At 72.1% G+C, this 16,952-nt stretch carries 12 protein-coding genes; 2 read left to right on the forward strand and 10 right to left on the reverse strand.

The window, feature by feature from the left end; all coding sequences use genetic code 11:
- Positions 1 to 118: 118 nt before the first annotated feature.
- Complete coding sequence (gene recC, locus C7389_RS22085) at positions 119 to 3,469, reverse strand: exodeoxyribonuclease V subunit gamma (RefSeq protein WP_133594832.1); 3,351 nt, start codon at positions 3,467 to 3,469, stop codon at positions 119 to 121.
- 165 nt (positions 3,470 to 3,634) lie between these two features.
- On the opposite strand from recC, the gene C7389_RS22090 reads away from it, so the two are divergent.
- Together C7389_RS22090 and C7389_RS22095 are read left to right on the forward strand one after the other, a co-directional pair.
- Positions 3,635 to 5,272, forward strand: a complete 1,638-nt coding sequence (locus C7389_RS22090; protein WP_133594833.1) for an ATP-binding domain-containing protein — start codon at positions 3,635 to 3,637, stop codon at positions 5,270 to 5,272.
- Between the two features lie 285 nt (positions 5,273 to 5,557).
- Positions 5,558 to 6,604: a type VI secretion system-associated FHA domain protein gene (locus C7389_RS22095; protein WP_133594834.1), complete on the forward strand. Its 1,047-nt coding sequence runs from the start codon at positions 5,558 to 5,560 to the stop codon at positions 6,602 to 6,604.
- Positions 6,605 to 6,760: 156 nt separating this feature from the next.
- On the opposite strand, the gene C7389_RS22100 is transcribed toward C7389_RS22095, so the two are convergent.
- The 9 genes from C7389_RS22100 to adeC form a co-directional block, all read right to left on the reverse strand.
- Positions 6,761 to 8,251 (reverse strand): serine/threonine-protein kinase, encoded by a 1,491-nt coding sequence (locus tag C7389_RS22100; RefSeq protein ID WP_133594835.1) that lies wholly within the window; start codon positions 8,249 to 8,251, stop codon positions 6,761 to 6,763.
- Between the two features lie 36 nt (positions 8,252 to 8,287).
- Positions 8,288 to 9,160 (reverse strand): c-type heme family protein, encoded by an 873-nt coding sequence (locus tag C7389_RS22105; RefSeq protein WP_133594836.1) that lies wholly within the window; start codon positions 9,158 to 9,160, stop codon positions 8,288 to 8,290.
- 46 nt (positions 9,161 to 9,206) lie between these two features.
- On the reverse strand, positions 9,207 to 10,082 hold the full coding sequence (locus C7389_RS22110; protein ID WP_133594837.1) for a FecR family protein: 876 nt from the start codon (positions 10,080 to 10,082) through the stop codon (positions 9,207 to 9,209).
- 128 nt (positions 10,083 to 10,210) lie between these two features.
- Entirely contained in the window at positions 10,211 to 11,611 is a 1,401-nt protein-coding gene (locus C7389_RS22115; protein ID WP_133594838.1) for a GTPase/DUF3482 domain-containing protein, read from the reverse strand.
- Between the two features lie 78 nt (positions 11,612 to 11,689).
- The gene (locus C7389_RS22120; protein WP_211168410.1) at positions 11,690 to 13,114 is read right to left on the reverse strand and encodes a DUF2868 domain-containing protein; all 1,425 of its coding nucleotides are present in this window, start codon (positions 13,112 to 13,114) and stop codon (positions 11,690 to 11,692) included.
- 40 nt (positions 13,115 to 13,154) lie between these two features.
- Positions 13,155 to 14,288 carry a CobW family GTP-binding protein gene (locus C7389_RS22125; RefSeq protein WP_133594839.1) on the reverse strand — a complete coding sequence of 378 codons (1,134 nt, stop codon included), beginning with the start codon at positions 14,286 to 14,288 and terminating at the stop codon, positions 13,155 to 13,157.
- A complete protein-coding gene (gene dksA, locus C7389_RS22130) occupies positions 14,278 to 14,706 on the reverse strand; it encodes an RNA polymerase-binding protein DksA (protein WP_133594840.1) in 429 nt (142 codons plus the stop codon). Before dksA ends, C7389_RS22125 begins: the two co-directional genes overlap by 11 nt.
- A 250-nt stretch (positions 14,707 to 14,956) precedes the next feature.
- Positions 14,957 to 15,442, reverse strand: a complete 486-nt coding sequence (gene bfr / locus C7389_RS22135; protein WP_133594841.1) for a bacterioferritin — start codon at positions 15,440 to 15,442, stop codon at positions 14,957 to 14,959.
- A 114-nt stretch (positions 15,443 to 15,556) separates the two neighbouring features.
- Positions 15,557 to 16,951 (reverse strand): AdeC/AdeK/OprM family multidrug efflux complex outer membrane factor, encoded by a 1,395-nt coding sequence (adeC, locus tag C7389_RS22140; RefSeq protein WP_133594842.1) that lies wholly within the window; start codon positions 16,949 to 16,951, stop codon positions 15,557 to 15,559.
- Position 16,952 lies beyond the last annotated feature (1 nt).

Here is a 16,952-nt window from a genome sequence, read left to right on the forward strand (position 1 = left end):
CAGAATGACTTCAGTATGGAGAGCGAAGCGCGCCCACGCCCCGGCCGACCACCCCAAACGGGCATTCTTGCGCGAAGCTGAAGCCAGGCCGCCGGGGCCGTGGCGGACGAAGCCGCCCTCAGCCCAGCCGCGGATCGTCCAGCGCCGCCAGCAAGGGCTGCAGCACCGTCCGGGCGATGTGCTGGAAATCCTCGCCCAGCGGATCGGCGACGCCGCGCAGTGCCAGCCGGTAGGCGGGGTCGGCGCGCTCGCCGTAGGCCGGGCGGTTGCCACCGGTCCATTTCGCCAGCGCCTTGCCGTAACCGCCGCCGGGCGCGGCCAGCGCCCAGGCGGCCTTGGGATAGAAGGGCAGCGGCTGCTGCAGCCCCTGGCGGTACAGCTCCAGCAGTTCGGCCAGGTGCTGGCGCGCCTGCGCCGGTGGCAGCGGCCGGTAGCCGCAGCGGCCGTCGCGCGACACCAGCCGGGTCTGCGGCGCTACGCCGGCCGGCGGCGCGGCGCACAGGGCGAGGTGGGAGATCCAGCCGGCGAGGTAATCCACCGGCCGGGTGTCGTCGTAGCGGTGGCGCACCTGGCCCTGCGGCCGCAGGTCGCCGAAGGCGGCGGCGAGGTGCCAGTCTTCATCGCCCAGGGTGAAAGCCAGCCGCGGCACATGGGCGGGCAGTGGCGCGCCCTGGCGCTGCTCCGCCACCTCGGCGGCGAAGCGGCGCAGGCGCTCCAGCTCGCGCGCCAGTTCCGCCTCGCCGGCCGCACCTGCCGGGTATTCGCCGCCGGCGCGGGCCAGCGCCAGCGGATCGGTGGCGGCCTGCTCGCCCAGCAGCACCGGCAGCAGGCGCGCGGCCAGGGCCTGGCGCGCCGGCCAGTCGGGCAGGAAGGCTTCCACGTCGGCCAGTTCTTCGTCGCCCTCCGGCAGTTCCAGGCCGAGGCGTTCGCGCAGCAGGTAGCGGCAGGGCTGGCGGAAGAAGCGGATGAGCTGGTCCAGCCCGACCTCGCGCCAGTCCTCGCCGGCCGGCGGCAGCGGCTGGGGGAAGAAGGGCGCGCCGGCGGCGTCGGCGAAGGCGTCGTCCTCGCCCGCCTCTTCCGCAAGCTCATCGCCGGCGGCCACCACCTGCAGCGGCGCGCGCAGGCGGGCGGCGAGCGCGGCGGCGTATTCGGCCTGGTAGCTGGCGAGGCGGCGGTCCTGGCCGGCGCCGGGCAGGAAGTAGTCGGCGGAGAAGGGCTGCAGCGGATGGACCACGGTGAGGCGCGCCCGCGCCGCCGCCAGCGCGTCCGGCTGCAGCGGGTCGTCGGCGCAGGCTTCGGCCAGGGTGTCCAGCAACTCGTCCACCAATACCGAGGGCGGCAGCTCGCTGCCGTCGCGCACGCTGCGACCGGTGTAGGAGAGGTGCAGCACGTCGCGCGCGGCCAGCACCAGGTCGAGGAAGAGGTTGCGGTCGTCGTCGCGGCGCTGGCGGTCGCCCTTCTGCGGCCGGGCGGCCATCAGGTCGAACTCGGCGGGGCGGTCGCTACCGGGGAAGGCGCTGCGGTCCAGGCCGATGACGCAGACCACCCGGTAGGGCAGGTTGCGCAGGCTGGAGAGCGCCGAGAAGGTGACGGTGCCGCCGGGCACGCCGCCGCGGGCGGGGTCGTCCAGCGCCGCCGTCAGCGCCGGGTGCAGCACCGCCAGCGGGATGGCCTGGCGCAGCTCGCCGGCGGCCATGTCCTCGGTGAGCGCGGCGATGGCGGCACGCACCTCGCGCAGCTCTTCGGCCCAGTCGGGCGCGTCGCCCACCAGCCGGTCCAGCGCCTCGTTGAGCAGGCGGCGCCAGCCGGGCGCGTCCTGCGGCTGCAGCAGCTGGCTGCGCAGATGGCCCAGGGTCTGGGCGTAGCGCCACAGCCGGCCCAGCGCCAGCGCGGCGCCCCCTTCCGGATGGGCGGCACCGACGTAGCCGGCCAGCGGCGCCGCGTCCGCCGCCTCACCCGCCGACCAGGCGAGGAAGAGGCGGTGCAGGCCGTGCTCCAGGGTGTGCGCCGCGTCTCCGCCCAGGCCCAGGCCTGCGCGCTGGGCGGCGTCCAGCCCCCAGCGCACGCCGGCTTCGCGCAGCCAGCCGTGGATGGCTTCCAGATCGGCGCCTTCCAGCTCGAAGCGGCGCGCCACCGCCGGCTGCTGCAGCAGATCGAACAGGCGGCTGGCGGGGAAGCGGCCGGCGGCCAGGGTGAGGACGAGGTCCAGCACCCGCGCCACCGGGTTGTCCCGGGTGTGGCCGAGGCCGGTGATGCGCCAGGGGATGCGGCGGGCCGGCGGCGCGGTGCCGAACACCGCCTCGATCAGCGGCGCGGTGGCGTCCAGGTCGGGCATCAGCACTACGATCTCGTCCGGCCGTGGCGGGTTGGGCGACTTGAACAGGCCGAGCAAGCGGTCCTGCAGCACTTCCAGCTCGCGGGTGCGGGAGTGGCAGACGTGCACTTCGATGCTGCGGTCGCCGGCGGCCAGGGCGACGCCGCCGGGCGGCAGCTCGTCCAGCACCAGCATGGCGTTCTGCAGTTGCGCCAGCAGGTGTTCGGCCGGGTGCGGCACGAAGAGGGCGTCTTCCACCACCTCGTTCTCGCCCTCGAACAGCAGGCCGATGTGGGCCTGGGTCTGCCGCCCCCAGGCGGCGAGCAGGCGGTTGCCGGTCTCGTGGAACAGGTCGGACTGGCGCGAGGCCAGCCAGGACAGGCGGCGCGGGTCCACGATCTCGAACCAGAACTCGCCGCAGGGGTTCAGGGTGTACAGCCGCACCTCGACCTGGCGCGCCAGCTGGCGCAGCACTTCCAGGTAGAGCGGCGGCAGCGTCGGCAGGCCGAACACGTGCACCGTCTCCGGCAGGCCGAGGGCGGCGAGTCCGGCGGCGTCCATGGCGGCGATCTGGCGCAGGAAGACGGCGGTGGGATGCTCGCGGCGCACGCCCAGGCCGGCGTGGATGCGCCGCCACAGCTCCGCCTGCCAGGCCTCGTCCGCGCGCTCCGCCTCGGTGGCGCCCAGCAGCCGGGCGGGACGGCCGGCGGCCCAGTCCTCCAGCCATTCGGGGCGATAGGTGAGGTAGTGGTCCATCACCCGGGCGATGCGGCCGGCCAACTCGTAGCGCATCGCCGGATCGGCGCCGGCGAGGTAGTTCGCCAGCCGCGGATGCGCGTCTATCCAGCCCTGCCCGCCTTCTTCCAGCAGGCCGTAGAGCCGCCAGGCCAGCAGCGCGGGCGAGAAGGGCGAGCGCTCCGGTACCGGCACCAGCCGGCCCACCTGCCGCCACAGCCACTGGGCGAGGTAGTCGAAACGCAGATTGACGCAGACGCCCTCGCGCTCGGCCACCGCCAGCTCGATGCGCCGGCGCAGCGCGCTGCTGGGCACGACGACGTGGCGTTCGCCGAAGGGGCCGGGCTGCTCGGCGGCGAGGCGGTCGAGCAGGGTGTCGAGCAGGATCTCGAAGCGGTTGGAGAAGGCGAGGGAAAACATCGCGGCGAATGATGGCGGAGCGCGCGGATTCTGTCACCGCGGACGCGGCGGCCGGCCGCGGCGCCATATGGTCAAGCCGGCTGGCGGATGGTATGAAGAGGGGCCGCGGCTTGCGGCCCGGCCGTGCGGCAGCGCCGGCCTCCTCCCAGCCAACCTGACGACACCATGGCCAGAACCCATCCCGAAGGCTGGCGCCAGCTGCCCGCCAGCGGCGCGCTGGCGCGCGAACTCGCCACCCTCTCCCGCCTCGCCGACGGCCTGCCGGACGACTACGCCATCTACCACGGCCTGCACTGGACGCGGGTGGAGCGCGAGCACACGGTGTTCGGCGAAATCGGCTTCGTCGTGCTCGGGCCGGACGGCAAGCTGCTGCTGATCGAGCAGCAGTCCGGCTTCCTCGACGAGACCGCCGAGGGCCTGCAGCGGCCGCACTCCCGCCGGGCACGCAACATCAGCCTGGAGCTGGCGCGCAACACCGAGGCCCTGCGCGCGCGGCTGAAGCCGCTGCTGGATGGCGCCGAGCCGCAACTGGAAATCCTGCTCTATTGCCCCGACTACCAGGTGCGCCAGCCCGGCACCGCCGGCCTGGACCCGGCGCGCATCGTGGACAGCAGCCGGCGCGAGGCCCTGGTCGCCATCGTCCAGGGGCTGACCCAGCCGGAGCAAGGCTACACGCCCGACGCCACGCGCCAGACCGCGCTGCACCGCTTCCTCGCCGATCTGCTGGAGCTGGTGCCGGACGTGCAGGCGCTGGCTGGCCAGGCCCACGCGCTCACCACCCGGCTGTCCGGCGGCCTGGCCGAATGGGCGCGGCGCATCAGCATGTCGCCCTTCCGCCTGCACGTCACCGGCACTGCCGGCAGCGGCAAGACCCAGCTCGCGCTGGCCGCTTACACCGACGCCCTGGCCGCCGGCCGGCGCCCGCTCTACGTCTGCTACAACCGCCCGCTGGCGGACCACTTCGCCCGCATCGCCCCGGCCGGTGGCGAAATCGCCACCTACCACCAGCTGTGCGACCGCCGCCTGCGCGCCGCCGGCAAGCCGCCGCGCTTCGGCCAGCCGGACACCTTCCGCCGCCTGGAGGCCGACTTCGCCGCCCTGCCGCCCGACCCCACCTGGCGGTTCGACGAGCTCATCGTGGACGAAGGCCAGGACTTCACCGAAGCCTGGCGCGACGCCCTGCTCGCCATGCTGGCGCCGGAAGGCCGCGCCTGGTGGCTGGAAGACCCGATGCAGAACCTGTACGGCCGCGAGCCGGTGGCCCTGCCCGGCTGGACCGGCCTCTGCGCCGACACCAACTACCGCACCCCGGCCGACGTCCTCGCCCTGCTCAACCGCAGCCTGCCGCTGCCCCAGCCCATCGCCGCCGGCAGCCCGGTGGACGGCACCGGCCCGGAGATCCTCAGCTGGCGGGATGCGGACGGCCTGTTCGACGCCACCAAGCGCGCCATCACCCGCGCCATCGGCCTCGGTTTCCGCCGCGAGATGATCGCGCTCATCACCTACCGCGGCCGCGAAAACTCCCGCTTCACCCCGCTGGACCACCTCGGCCCCCACCGCCTGCGCGCCTTCAGCGGCCGCTACGACCTCTTCGGCGAGGCCGAGTACAGCGAGGGCGACCTGCTGATCGACTCGGTCTACCGCTTCAAGGGCCAGGCCGCGCCCTGCGTGATCTTCACCGAGGTGGATTTCCCCGCGCTGGACGCGCTGGCGGTGCGCAAGCTCTTCGTCGGCGCCACCCGGGCGACGATGAAGCTCATCCTGGTCGCCTCCGAGCGCAGCGCGGCAATGCTGGCGGGCTGAAGCCGGGCCACCCACGACCGCATCGCCGCCGTGGGCGAAAGCCGCGCCCGCCCCATTGTGGCCGCCGCCCCGCTGTGGTGGAATCGACCGCCGGCCATCACCAAAGTCTTACCGGCCGGCATGCGGACACCACCGCCTCCCCCGTGCTGCAGGCAATCGGGCCGGCTCACCGCGAGCCTTTCGACAGGCCCCGGCGGAGGCTGACAGGAACTCCGTCGCCGCGCCGGCAAGCGCCCGGGCGGCGGAGGAAAACCGCAGGGGAGCCGAACGAAGGGAGATCCAGGCGTGTTGCGCATCAGAGTCATACAGGTGGGCGGGCAGCCGGCCCAGGCCGCGCTGGTCGGCGAGTTCGGCGGCGAAGGCGGCACCATAGGCCGCGACGCCAGCAACCAGCTCGCCCTGCCCGACCCGGACCGCCACATCTCCCGCGTGCAGGCCAAGGTCGAGTACGACGGCTGCCGCCACACCCTCACCGACTGCGGCAGCAACCCCACCCACCTCAACGGCCAGCCGCTCGGCAAGGGCGCCAGCGCCACCCTGCGCGACGGCGACACCCTGCTGATAGGCGCCTACCGCCTGCGCGTCGAGATCCCCTATTCCGACACCGCCAGCACCAGCAACCTCACCCAGCCCAACGCCGCCAAGCCGGCGCTGGGGCCGGCGCAAGCCGGCGACAACACCCGGCTGTTCGCCGCCCCGCCGCGCAAACGCCCGGCGCCCACGCCCATCCCGCTACAGGACGACCAGGCCCCGCTGCTCGCCGCCTTCCGCCGTGGCCTGGGCAGCGCCGCGCTACCGCCGGGTTTCGAGTTGACGCCGGCCAAGATGGAATTGCTGGGCAGCCTGCTGCGCGAGAGCGTGGGCCTCATCGTCGCCCTGCTGAACGACCGCAGCGACGACAAGCAGGCGATGCGCGCCGACCTCACACAGGCCGGCGACGCGGTGCTGAATCCGCTGAAGGAGGGCGGCGGCGCCGAAGCCGCGCTGGGCCGCCTGCTCGCCGCCGACGACGGCGGCAGCACTGCCCGCCGTGCGCTGAGCGAGGCGCGGCAGGACCTGCAGGGCCACCTCGCCGCCAACACCGCCGGCCTGGGCGCCGCGCTGGCCGACGTGCTGGCCGGCTTCGCCCCGGCCGCGCTCGAAGACCGCCTGGCCGAACGCAAGCTGCTGGATGCGCTGCTGCCGGCCAACCGCAAGGCCAAGCTGTGGGATCTATACGAGCAGCATTTCGACGCCCTCAGCCAGCAGGCCGCGGAAGATTTCCGCGGCCTGCTCGGCCACGCCTTCCTCGACGCCTACCGCCACCACACCACCAAGCGCATCAAGGGCTGAGGCGCGCCCCCTCAATCAGCCGGGGGCAGCCAGGGCGCGAGACACGGTCCGCCATGGCGAAGCTGTGCTGCGGCGCTACATCAGCTGCCGCCACCGCGAAAAAACGAACAAGGGAAAAAACGGGACGGCCGGCGATCGCGGCCCTCCCCTCGGCGCTCAGCCCAGCCCGCCGACCTCGGCGAGGAAGCGGCGGCGTGCATCGTCGTCATCGATGTGTTCGGCCAGCGCCCGGTACAACTCCGCCGGCCCGGCCGCGCTGGCGGCGGCCTTCTTCGCCAGCACCGGCGCAATCGGCCCGAGGTGGCGCGCCAGCGCCCGGCCAGCCTTCTCCACATCGGCCGGCGCCAGCGGCACGGTGGGCGCCGGCGTAGCCTGGGTAGCTTCGCGGACCATGCTGCGCCCCAGGCCGCCGGAGGTGATGCCGGTGCTGCCGAAAGCCTGGCCGCCGGTGCGCATGCCCAGCTTGGTCAGGCCATCGCGCAGGCCGCGGCGGGCCTCCTCGGTGTCCAGCTTGCCTTCCAGCTGGGCGTAGAGCTCGCCCAGATCGTTGGAAGTGCTGGCCGCGCGGCGCACGATCACGCCCGCCAGCGGGCCGATGTAGGCCGCCAGTTGGCGCTCCACCGTTTTCAGCGTGTTTTCCTGCCACTGGGTGGCCTGGGTGCGCGGCGGCGGCTGCCCCCCCAGGCCGGGCGAAACACCGGAGGCGCCCGTCGCCAGCCCGCCGGCGGCGAGGCCGGCCTGGTAGGCGGCAAGGTTGGCGCGCACCGCCTCGGCGGTCAGCACCACGGTTTCCTCCGACACCGCCAGCGCCGGCGGCGCGCTGTAGGCGCGGGCGTAGGCCTCGCGCAGCGCATCGCCGAAGGCGGCGGCATCCGGATAGCGCTCGTCCGGCCGCTTGGCCAGGGCGCGGTCGATGATGTGGTCGAACACCGCCGGCAGGCCAGGAGCGTGAATGGAGGGCGGGCGGTGCGGCTCGTGGCAGACCTGGTAGGCCATCGCCTCCATCGCACCGTTGAAGGGCCGCTTGCCGGCCAGCAGCTCGTAGAACACCACGCCGGCGGAGAACAGATCGGCGCGGTGATCCACCGCCAGGCCGAGGAACTGCTCCGGCGCCATCGCGTTCGGCGTACCGACGATGGAGCCGACCTGGGTGATCTGCGCGGTATCGATGCGGGCGATGCCGAAATCGGTGATCTTGAGCTTGCCTTCCTGGGTGATCAGCAGGTTGGCGGCCTTGATGTCGCGGTGGATCACGCCGCGCTGGTGCACATAGTCCAGCGCCTCCAGCAATTGCAGCATGATGCTGACCACGTCGGCCACCGGCAGGCGCTCGCCGATGCCGAGGTACTGGCCGAGGCCGCAGCCATCGACGAACTCCATTGCGATGTAGGCGACATCGGCATCCTCGCCGAAGTCGTAGATGGCGACGATGGCCGGATGATTGAGCCGGCCGGCGGCGCGCGCCTCGTTGTGGAAGCGCTCCACCATGGCGGCGCCACCGCCGCCGTCGATGAGCTCGCGGCGTATGGTCTTGAGCGCGACCACCCGGTCGATGACCGGATCGCGGGCGCGATACACCGTGCCCATGCCGCCCCGGCCCAGCACGCCCTGGATTTCGTACTTGCCCAGCTTGTGCATCTCAGCCATGTCGGCGGCTCCGGGGAAGGTCCTGCTTCACCGCCCTCAGCTCTCCAGCATCTTCAGCGCATGCACCAGGCTCTTGCGCATGCGGGAGAAGGATTCCGCCAGGGTGGCGATCTCGTCGCGGCCCTTCACGCTGAACTCCTCCGCCTCCATGTCGCCCAGGCTGACGCGGTCGGCCAGGCGCGCCAGGCGGTTCACCGGCCGGACGACCAGGGTGACCAGCAGCACGTTGAGCAGCACGAAGATGAAGGCGACCAGCACCACCAGCAGCGTCATGAACACGCGGAAGGTCTGCTCGGCGCGCTGGATGGGCACCGCCATCGGCACCGACACCACCTGGGCGCCGACGATTTCGTTGGGCTGCCAGCCGAAGCCGTTGGCGCTGCCGTAGCGGGCGATCATGGACGGCGGCGCCGCGTCCGGCACGCTGTGGCAGCGCAGACAGGCGCCATCCTTGATCTGGATGGGGCGGGCGAGGAAGAGCGCGCGGCCGGCCGGGGTATCGCGTTCGCCGGAGATCTCGGTCTGGCCGGCGACGTTGCGGAAGCTCTGCACGATGTCCGCCTCCCAGTCCGCCGCGCGGTTGCGCGGGTTGGTCGGGTTCAGCGTGGCTTCCTTGTAGGTGTAGTCCGGGTAGTGCTTGCGCAGCTCGCCGAAGTACTCGGCGGCGGCGTAAGCGGCCACCGACTGCGGCAGGAATTCGTAGTTGAGCTGGGTCTGCAGCAGCGGCGACACCTGGCTGTTGGTGTAGCCGCGCGCGGCCAGCGCGCCCTGCATCATGATGCTGGCGTGCTGCAGCACCTCTTCCCGCGCATTGCGCTGCAGCAGTTCATGGGACACATAGCCAGCGCCGCCCAGGCCGACGAGGCACACCAGCAGCAGCACGAGATTGAATTTGACGAGCAGTTTCATGGGAGTCGTTCAGTTCTCTGGTCGGGAGGCGAAGCCCGCGGCGCCCTCAATGGCCTGCCGGCGCTGCAGGCGCCGGCCGCGGCCGGTATTTTTCCGGGAAAACCACCCGGTCCCATTCGGGATGGGCTTTCATGCTGGCCGCCAGCTCGCGCCGGAAACCGGCGTCCGCCAGCCTCGGGGTGAAGCGGGCCACGAGGCCGCCGCGCCAGAAGCGCGGGCCCTGCAACCAGGGCGCCACGTCGGCGTAGGCCACCTCGGCGCCACCCTTGGGCGCGCTGCCATCGCCGAAGCGACTGCGCAGCGCGGGGAAAGGATCGCGGAAGGGACGGGGCAGCGCGGCGACGAAATCCTCCGCTGGCCGGGGCTGGACGCTGAGCTTGCGCTGGGCGGATACCGCAGCGGAATTGCCGCGCTTCAGCGTGGTCGCCGCGCCGCTGGTTCGGCCCTCCGCGTTCAGCAAGGTGCTGCTCGCCTCGCCGAACTCGGCGAAGGCGGTGCTGCCTTCCGCAGTAACGCGGGCGATCACGTTGGCGTTGCGCCAGTTCGCGCGCTGCCAGGGGGTATCCAGTTGCCATGCAGCCTTGCCACCCTCGGACTTCAGCCAGCCGCTGAGCAGGGCCAGCTCGCCCGGCGTGTCGCCGGCCTTGTCGGCATCCGGCGGCAGCACCTTCAGCATCAGCCGCGACTCGCCGCCGAGCGCGACCCGGCTGCCATCGGCGAATTCCAGGATGGCGAAGCCACCGCTGCCGGTTTCCAGCAGGTCCGTCGCCGCCAGCGCCAGACCGGCGGTGGCGGGATACACCCGGGTGTCGTGCACCACCCGCGCGCCGCCGTTCACGAAGGTGAGCACCGCCGGCGACTGCGCCAGCGCCGCGGCGGACGGCAGCAGGGCAAGGGCAAGGAGGCGGAGCAACTGGCGCATGGGAGGGGCGGGGGAGCGGACAAAAAGAAACGCGGCTTGCCAAGGGCATCCCGGCAAGCCAGCGGTTTAACCCGATGATAGTAGGTTGAGCGCCGAAAGGCTGTCAAACCTTGGTTGCGCGTGTGGAATTACACGCTGGCGCCATTGCCGCCGCCGCTTTCCGCCTCCTCCTGCAGCAGTCCGGCCAGTTCGGCGGCGGCCGCGGCGCGCTCGTCGCCGCCGTCGGCGCCATCCCATTCGGGATGGGCGCGAGCGCGGCGCAACGGTGCCGGCAGCCGGCCTTCGCGCCAGCGCGCGGCGCCGGCCTGCGGCGCATCCACCCGTATTGGCGCTACCGCCGCATGGCCGCGGCCGGCCAGCGCGGTCAGCAGGCTGAGCTGGCGCAGGGCCACCAGCCGCAGGATGGCGTCATCCACCGTGAGTTCGCGATGGCCGCGCAGCCGGGCCGCCAGGCGGTCGCCGTAGTGGCCCACCGCCTGCCACATGCCGCCGGCCAGCGCGCCCAGGCCGGCGGCCAGGCCCAGCGTGGTGCCGCCGGCGAGCAGATCTATGCCGGCGCCGGCAGCGGCACCGGCCGCGGCGCCGCCGCCCATGCGCAGGCCCATGCGACGCAGGGTTTCGGGATGGAAGAGATCGTCGCGCCAGCGGCCGGCTGCCAGCGGCAGGCCCGCTGCCCGGGCGTCGCCGGGGCGGAAGCGGTAGAGCGCCAGCAGGGCGTCTACGCAGCCTTGCTCGGCGGCGCGCACGGAATCGCGTAGCGCCTCGACCGCCGCGACCAGCGCCGCATCCGAGGTATCGGCCACGCGGTACCGGCGCGCCGCCAGCCGCAGCAGTAGTTCGGCGACCAGCCGGGGGGCGGCCTGCGCGCGGGCCCCGGCTTCGCGCGCGCGGGCAGCGATCAGCGTGGACAGGCCAGCCTTGTGGGCATGGACCAGGGTGGCCAGCGCATCGAACAGGTGGCGCTCGCCGTCCAGCTCCGGCGCCACCGTGTCGAAATCCACCGTGGCATGCAGACCGATGCGGGCCAGCGCCGCGCGCCATTCGTCCTGGCGCGCGCCGGGCGCGGCGACGAAATTGAGCACCGGCAGCAGCGGGCGGCCGCAGGCGGCGAGGATCTCCAGTTCGTCGCGGTGCTTGGCCAGCACCGGATCGCGGGCGTCGATGACGTACAGGCCGGCATCGCTCGCCAGCAGTTGGCGCAGCACCTTGGCCTCCTGCTCGAAGCGGCCGCCGGCCTCGGCGGTAGCGAGGAAGCGGCCCAGGCGCGCCGGGCCGTCCAGGCGCTCGCCGGCGCCGGCGAGGCCATCGAGAAATTCCAGCAGGGCAATGGCGTCCTCCATGCCCGGGGTGTCGAACAGCTCGACCACCGCCTCGCCGTCGGCCAGCAGGCGCACGCCTTCGACATGACGTGTAGTGCCCGGCCGGTCGGCCACCTCGCCGAAGCCGGCGTCGCGCGCCAGCGTGCGCAGCAGCGAGGTCTTGCCGGTGTTGGTGTGGCCGACCACCGCCAGGATCATGGGTGCGGGCATGCCGGCCTCCTCGTTGCGCTTCTTCCTCGCCGCGGCGGGCGAGCACCGCCCGTGGCATGCGGCAAATGTATGCTGGCCCTAGCCCCCATTCGCTTCCCCCTCCAGCCAGGCAAGCGCGGATTCGCCATCCGGGCACAGCGCGGCGCGGTCGAAGCCCTGCTCCGCCAGCGCCGCTTCCCAGGCGCTCCGGCGCGAGGGCCGCAGCGCGTCCGCGCCCTCCTCCCGCACCCAGACGCGGGTTTCCACGGCCCGTGCGGACAACTCTGCGAGCAGGACCAGGCTGCCGCGGTCCGGCGTCACGCGGGCATCCACCACCGCCAGCAGGCGGGAGGGCGGATGCTGCTCGCAGCGCCGCAGGCAGGCGCGACGCTGCTCCCGGCCATCCACCCGCGCAGTGTCCCGTTGCGCCCAGCCGGGCAATGGCCAGGCCAGATCCTCGCCCAGCTCGATGGCGACGGCGAGCGCATGTTCGCCTTGCAGGGGATGCGGTCGCCCACCGCTGCGGCCGGCCGCGGCCGGCGCCGGATCGCGCACGCCCAGGCGCTCGGCCTCCGGCAGCAGGCGGGTGCGCAGGCGGGCGTAGCCCGGCAGGCTGAGGTCCAGCCGCAGCCTGGCACGCGCCCGCGCCCACAGGCCGGCGCAGGCGGCAAGCAACAGCAGGCGCGGCAACAAGCCATAGACCAGCAGGCAGCCCAGCAGCCAGGACGACCACGCACGGCGGCCAGCCTCTCCAGCGCCCGCGGCCTCGCCGCTGGCCACTACCGTGGCCGCGTCCGGTACGCTGAAGCCCAGCGCCGCCGGCAGCCGACCCAGCAGATCGACGAAGGCGACGAAAACATCCGCCGGCAGGATGGTGGTTTCCCAGGCGAAGCCGTAGCGGCGTGTGGCCAGCAGGGCGAGCAGCGCCAGCGCAGCGGCGGCCAGTGCCAGCGCCCACAGTGCGTGGGTGAGCATGCCCAGGCCCCAGCGGGCCAGCGCGCCACCGCCGGACAAGCCAGTCAGCGCCGCAAGTGGCGCCGTCGCCTCCGGCCGCCGGTCCAGCCAGCCGAGCAGGCGCAGCCAGGCGCGGCCCAACAGGCCGCCGGCCGGTGCGGCGGCCGGGCCTGCCGCCATCGCCACCAGCCACAACATCAGGCTGAAAACATGAACGCCCAGCAGGCCGGCCAAGGCCCAGACGATGTTCACACTGCGACTGCCGTCGCCCAGCACGCCCCAGGCCATGCCGCCGCCGGCGACCAGCGCCAATAGCGCCGCCAGCGCGCTGGCAAGGCGGGCGCGGGCCAACCACTGCCGCGGCGCCTGCGCCCAGCCTTCGCGCTCGGCCAGAAACCGGGCACGGGTCAGGATGCGGTCCTCCAGCCCGGCCGGCGCCTGCTGTGCCTCGCTCAGCGCGGCGCTGTCTTCCAGCGGGCCGCTGGCCTCCTCATGGCGGCGGACGATCTCCGCCAGCCAGCGGCTTTCCAGCCGGGAGTACCGAGTGTGGGAAGAGGAAGGCAGCGTCATCGGCAATCCGCGCCCACGCTAGGCGGACGCGCGGCGCGGGTCAGGCCGGCAGGGGATCGACAGGAATGCCGGCGATGCCGAAGAAGATGCTCTCCAGCTCGCTGCGCGGCAGATCGCGGACGATGAAGACCAGCCGGCTGCGCCTGTCGTCGTAGGGCGGCTCGTCCGGCCAGGCCGGCAGGCTGGCGGGCGGATAGGCGACATGCTGCACGCACTGCACCACGCGCGGCAGCGGGTCGCCGGCGATGTTCATCAGCCCTTTCACCCGCAGGATGCGGTCGCCATGGACCTGCAGGATCAGGCCCAGCGCGTCGGAGAAGCCGAACCACGACAGCGGTGCGCTGAAGGTGAAGACGTAGCTGCGCACGTTCTCGTCGTGCCGCGCCACCGGCACGGCCGGCGCCGGCGCAGCTGCGCTGCCCGGCTTGCGCCAGCTCAGCGGCGGCTTGAGCCGCGCCGCCCTCGCCTCCAGGACGCGGGCCTTCTCCTCGCCCAGCCAGGCCGCCACCTCGGCCCGCTTGGCACCGACGTCGTAGAGGCCGCAGCCGAACATCGCAGCGGCGGCAACTTCGCCGCCCTGAACGCGGATCTGCTCCGCCGAGGGGTTCAGTTCGCCCAGCTTCTGCGCCAGCGCATCGAGGGCGCCGGCCTCGGCAAGGTCGCACTTGGTGAGCAGCAGGCGGTCGGCCATCGCCGCCTGGCGCACCGCCTCCCGGTGTTCGCCTAGCTGGCCCAGGCCGTGGGTGGCATCCACCGCGGTGATGACGCCATCGCAGCGGTAGCGCTCGGCGATGAAGGGCTCCTCCATCAGCGTGGATACCACCGGCGCCGGATCGGCCAGGCCGGTGGTTTCGATCAGGATGCGGCTGAGGGGAGGCAGCTCCTTGCGCAGCGCGCGCATGAAGAGATCCTTCAGCGCGCGCACCAGATCGCCCTGGACGCTGCAGCAGATGCAACCGGAGTCGAGCACGACCAGGGTGTCGTCCACCTTGTTGACCAGGTGGTGGTCGACCGCGACTTCGCCGAACTCGTTGATCAGTACCGCCGCACCCGCCATTTCCGGCAGGCGCAGCAGGTGATTCAGCAGGGTGGTCTTACCGGCACCCAGGAAACCGGTCAGGATGGTGACCGGGATGCGCCGATCGGCCGGCGCGGCGGCGGCCTCAGCCGCCATGCATCTTCTTCAGCTTCTCGCGCCGTTCCTGCGCTTCCAGGCTGAGCGTGGCGGTGGGGCGGGCCAGCAGGCGGCCGATGCCGATGGGCTCGCCGGTTTCCTCGCACCAGCCGTAGCTGCCGTCGTCGATGCGGCCCAGGGCCTCCTCGATCTTGCGCAACAGCTTGCGCTCGCGGTCGCGCACGCGCAGTTCCAGCGTGTGCTCTTCCTCGACGCTGGCGCGGTCGGCCGGGTCGGGGGTGGCGACGTTTTCCTGCAGGTGGGTGGTGGTGGCGTGGGCAGCTTCCAGCAGGGCATTCATTTCCTGCTGCAGCCTATGACGGAAGAAAGCCAGCTGACGGGGCGACATGTAGTCGGACTCCGGGGCCTTGAGCAGTTCGGCCTCGGACGGCAGCGGCGGGGAAATCGTATCGTTCATGTCAGCATTCCTCGTGGAACTGGGTTCGATGTGCGCGAAGCGCCCTTCTATCCGGGCGATCTTATATCACCGCCTGCGCCCCAGGGACAGCCTTACGGTATGTGCAGCGCAGCGGGCGCCGCCACAGGCCTCCGGCCTCGGCTGCCATGCGGGCGACACACTCCGGAAACCAGGCGCCAGAACCGCCGCTGGGTGGCGCAGAAATGCGCCGCGCCCCTCGGGCGCGGGCCGGAAAACCAGCGGGCCGGCGTCAGACGCCCGGCGTGCCAGTCTTCATCTGCGACTGCAGGTAGTTGGGCAGGCCGACCATGCCGATCAGGCGCAGCTGCTGTTCCAGCCAGTGGGCGTGGTCTTCCTCGGTATCGGCCAGCATCTTCAGCAGGATGTCGCGGGTCACATAGTCCTGCACTGTTTCACAGAGGGCCATGACCTTGCGCAGGTTGTTCACCACCGAGTATTCGACGGCGAGGTCCTTCTCGAAGATGTCCGGCAGGTCCTTGCCCACGGTGATCTTGGAGGGCGTCATCTTGGGCGTGCCTTCCAGGAACAGGATGCGGGAGATCAGGTCAGCCGCGTGCTGGGTCTCGTCCTCCATTTCGTGGAGGATGCGCTCCGAGGCATGATGCAGGCCCCATTCAGCCAGCATGCGACCGTGGATGAAGTACTGGTCGCGGGCCGCGAGCTCGTCGACCAGCAGCGAGTTCAGGGCGGTGATGACCTTGGCGTTTCCCTTCATGGCGGAGGCTCCAAAAGAGATAGGGAGAAATCGGAAATGGTACGGGGGCGTTCGGTACATCGTCTGTCGTACCGAACGCCCCCGTATTCTAGACCCTTAGCGGGTCCGCAGAGGCTACTGCCAGCCGCCGCCGAAGACCTTGTACAAGTTCACCGTGTTGCTCGCCTGCGCGGCGCGGGCGGCGATCAGCTCCAGCTGGGAGGCATACAGGGTGCGCTGCGCATCCAGCACGCTGAGGTAGCTATCCACCCCGCTGCGGTAGCGGATGTCCGCCAGCTTGAGGCTTTCGGACGAGGCCGCGGTCTGTTCGCCACGAGCGTCCAGGCGCTCACCCAGGGTCGCGCGCTCAGCCAGCACGTCCGCCACTTCGCGGAAGGCGCTCTGCACCGCGCGCTCGTACTGGGCGATGGCGATGTCGCGGTCGGCCTCCGCCACCTCGACGTTGGCGCTGCGGCGCCCCATGTCGAAGATGGGCAGATTGATCTGGGGCATGAAGCTCCAGGTGCCCGAGCCGGACTCGAACAGCCCGCCCAGCGAGGCGCTGGCGGTGCCGGCGCTGCCAGTGAGCGTGATGCTGGGGAAGTAGGCGGCACGCGCCGCGCCGATGTTAGCGTTGGCGGCACGCAGCGAGCGCTCGGACTGGAGGATGTCCGGGCGCTGCTGCAGCAGCTCGGAAGACAGCCCGGCCGGCAGCTCGGCCATGCGGGTGACCTCCAGGCTCAGTTGCTCCGGCAGCAGCCCGGCCGACACTTCGGCGCCGACGATGAGCCGCAGCGCGTTCTGATCCTGCGCCACCTGGGCGGAGTAGGTAGCGACATCCGCCCGGGCGCTCTCCAGCGAGGTGCGCGCCTGCAGCGCATCCTGCGCGGACGACACGCCGGCCTCGAAGCTGCGGCGGGTCAGGTCGTAGGAGGACTTGCGGCTCTCCAGCGTCTCCCGTGCCAGCTTCAGGCGTTCCCGGTCGGCAGCCAGGGTGAACCAGGCGTTGGCGACCTCGGCCACCAGGCTGATGCGGGCGCTGCGCTGCGCCTCCTCGGTGGCGAGGTAGTTCTCCAGCGCGACGTCGCGCAGGCTGCGGATGCGGCCGAAGAAGTCCAGCTCGTAGGAGCTGAAGCCGACACCCACGCTGTACTGGCGGGAGATCGCCGGCTCGCCGGTGGCGGTCAGGTCGCCGGGCAGGCGCTGGGCTGTGCCGCTGCCGGTGATGCCGATGGTGGGGAACAGGTCGGCGCGCTGGATCTGGTACTGGGCGCGGGCGCGCTCGATGTTGAGCGCGGACACGCGCAGGTCGCGGTTGTTCTCCAGCGCCAGGCCCACCAGTTGGCGCAGGCGTTCGTCAGCGAAGAAGTCGCGCCAGGCCACCTGGTCCAGCGTGGCCGCGCCCTGCGCGCCGGGCTGGCCCAGGGTGGCCGGCACCGGCGCCTGCGGACGCTGGTAGTCAGGAGCGAAGCTGACGCAACCGCCCAGCAACAGGGCGGACAGCGCCAGCGAGAGGCTGTGTTTCGTCATA

Source organism: Azoarcus indigens, assembly GCF_004361735.1.
Classification (GTDB): Bacteria; Pseudomonadota; Gammaproteobacteria; order Burkholderiales; family Rhodocyclaceae; genus Azoarcus; species Azoarcus indigens.

What these genes read in the sequence shown, in the direction of transcription:
- recC (WP_133594832.1), bottom strand. Translation starts at nt 3,469, where the DNA reads ATGTTTTCCCTCGCCTTCTCCAACCGCTTCGAGATCCTGCTCGACACC.
- C7389_RS22090 (WP_133594833.1), top strand. Translation starts at nt 3,635, where the DNA reads ATGGCCAGAACCCATCCCGAAGGCTGGCGCCAGCTGCCCGCCAGCGGC.
- C7389_RS22100 (WP_133594835.1), bottom strand. Translation starts at nt 8,251, where the DNA reads ATGGCTGAGATGCACAAGCTGGGCAAGTACGAAATCCAGGGCGTGCTG.
- C7389_RS22105 (WP_133594836.1), bottom strand. Translation starts at nt 9,160, where the DNA reads ATGAAACTGCTCGTCAAATTCAATCTCGTGCTGCTGCTGGTGTGCCTC.
- C7389_RS22110 (WP_133594837.1), bottom strand. Translation starts at nt 10,082, where the DNA reads ATGCGCCAGTTGCTCCGCCTCCTTGCCCTTGCCCTGCTGCCGTCCGCC.
- C7389_RS22115 (WP_133594838.1), bottom strand. Translation starts at nt 11,611, where the DNA reads ATGCCCGCACCCATGATCCTGGCGGTGGTCGGCCACACCAACACCGGC.
- C7389_RS22120 (WP_211168410.1), bottom strand. Translation starts at nt 13,114, where the DNA reads ATGACGCTGCCTTCCTCTTCCCACACTCGGTACTCCCGGCTGGAAAGC.
- C7389_RS22125 (WP_133594839.1), bottom strand. Translation starts at nt 14,288, where the DNA reads ATGGCGGCTGAGGCCGCCGCCGCGCCGGCCGATCGGCGCATCCCGGTC.
- dksA (WP_133594840.1), bottom strand. Translation starts at nt 14,706, where the DNA reads ATGAACGATACGATTTCCCCGCCGCTGCCGTCCGAGGCCGAACTGCTC.
- bfr (WP_133594841.1), bottom strand. Translation starts at nt 15,442, where the DNA reads ATGAAGGGAAACGCCAAGGTCATCACCGCCCTGAACTCGCTGCTGGTC.
- adeC (WP_133594842.1), bottom strand. Translation starts at nt 16,951, where the DNA reads ATGACGAAACACAGCCTCTCGCTGGCGCTGTCCGCCCTGTTGCTGGGC.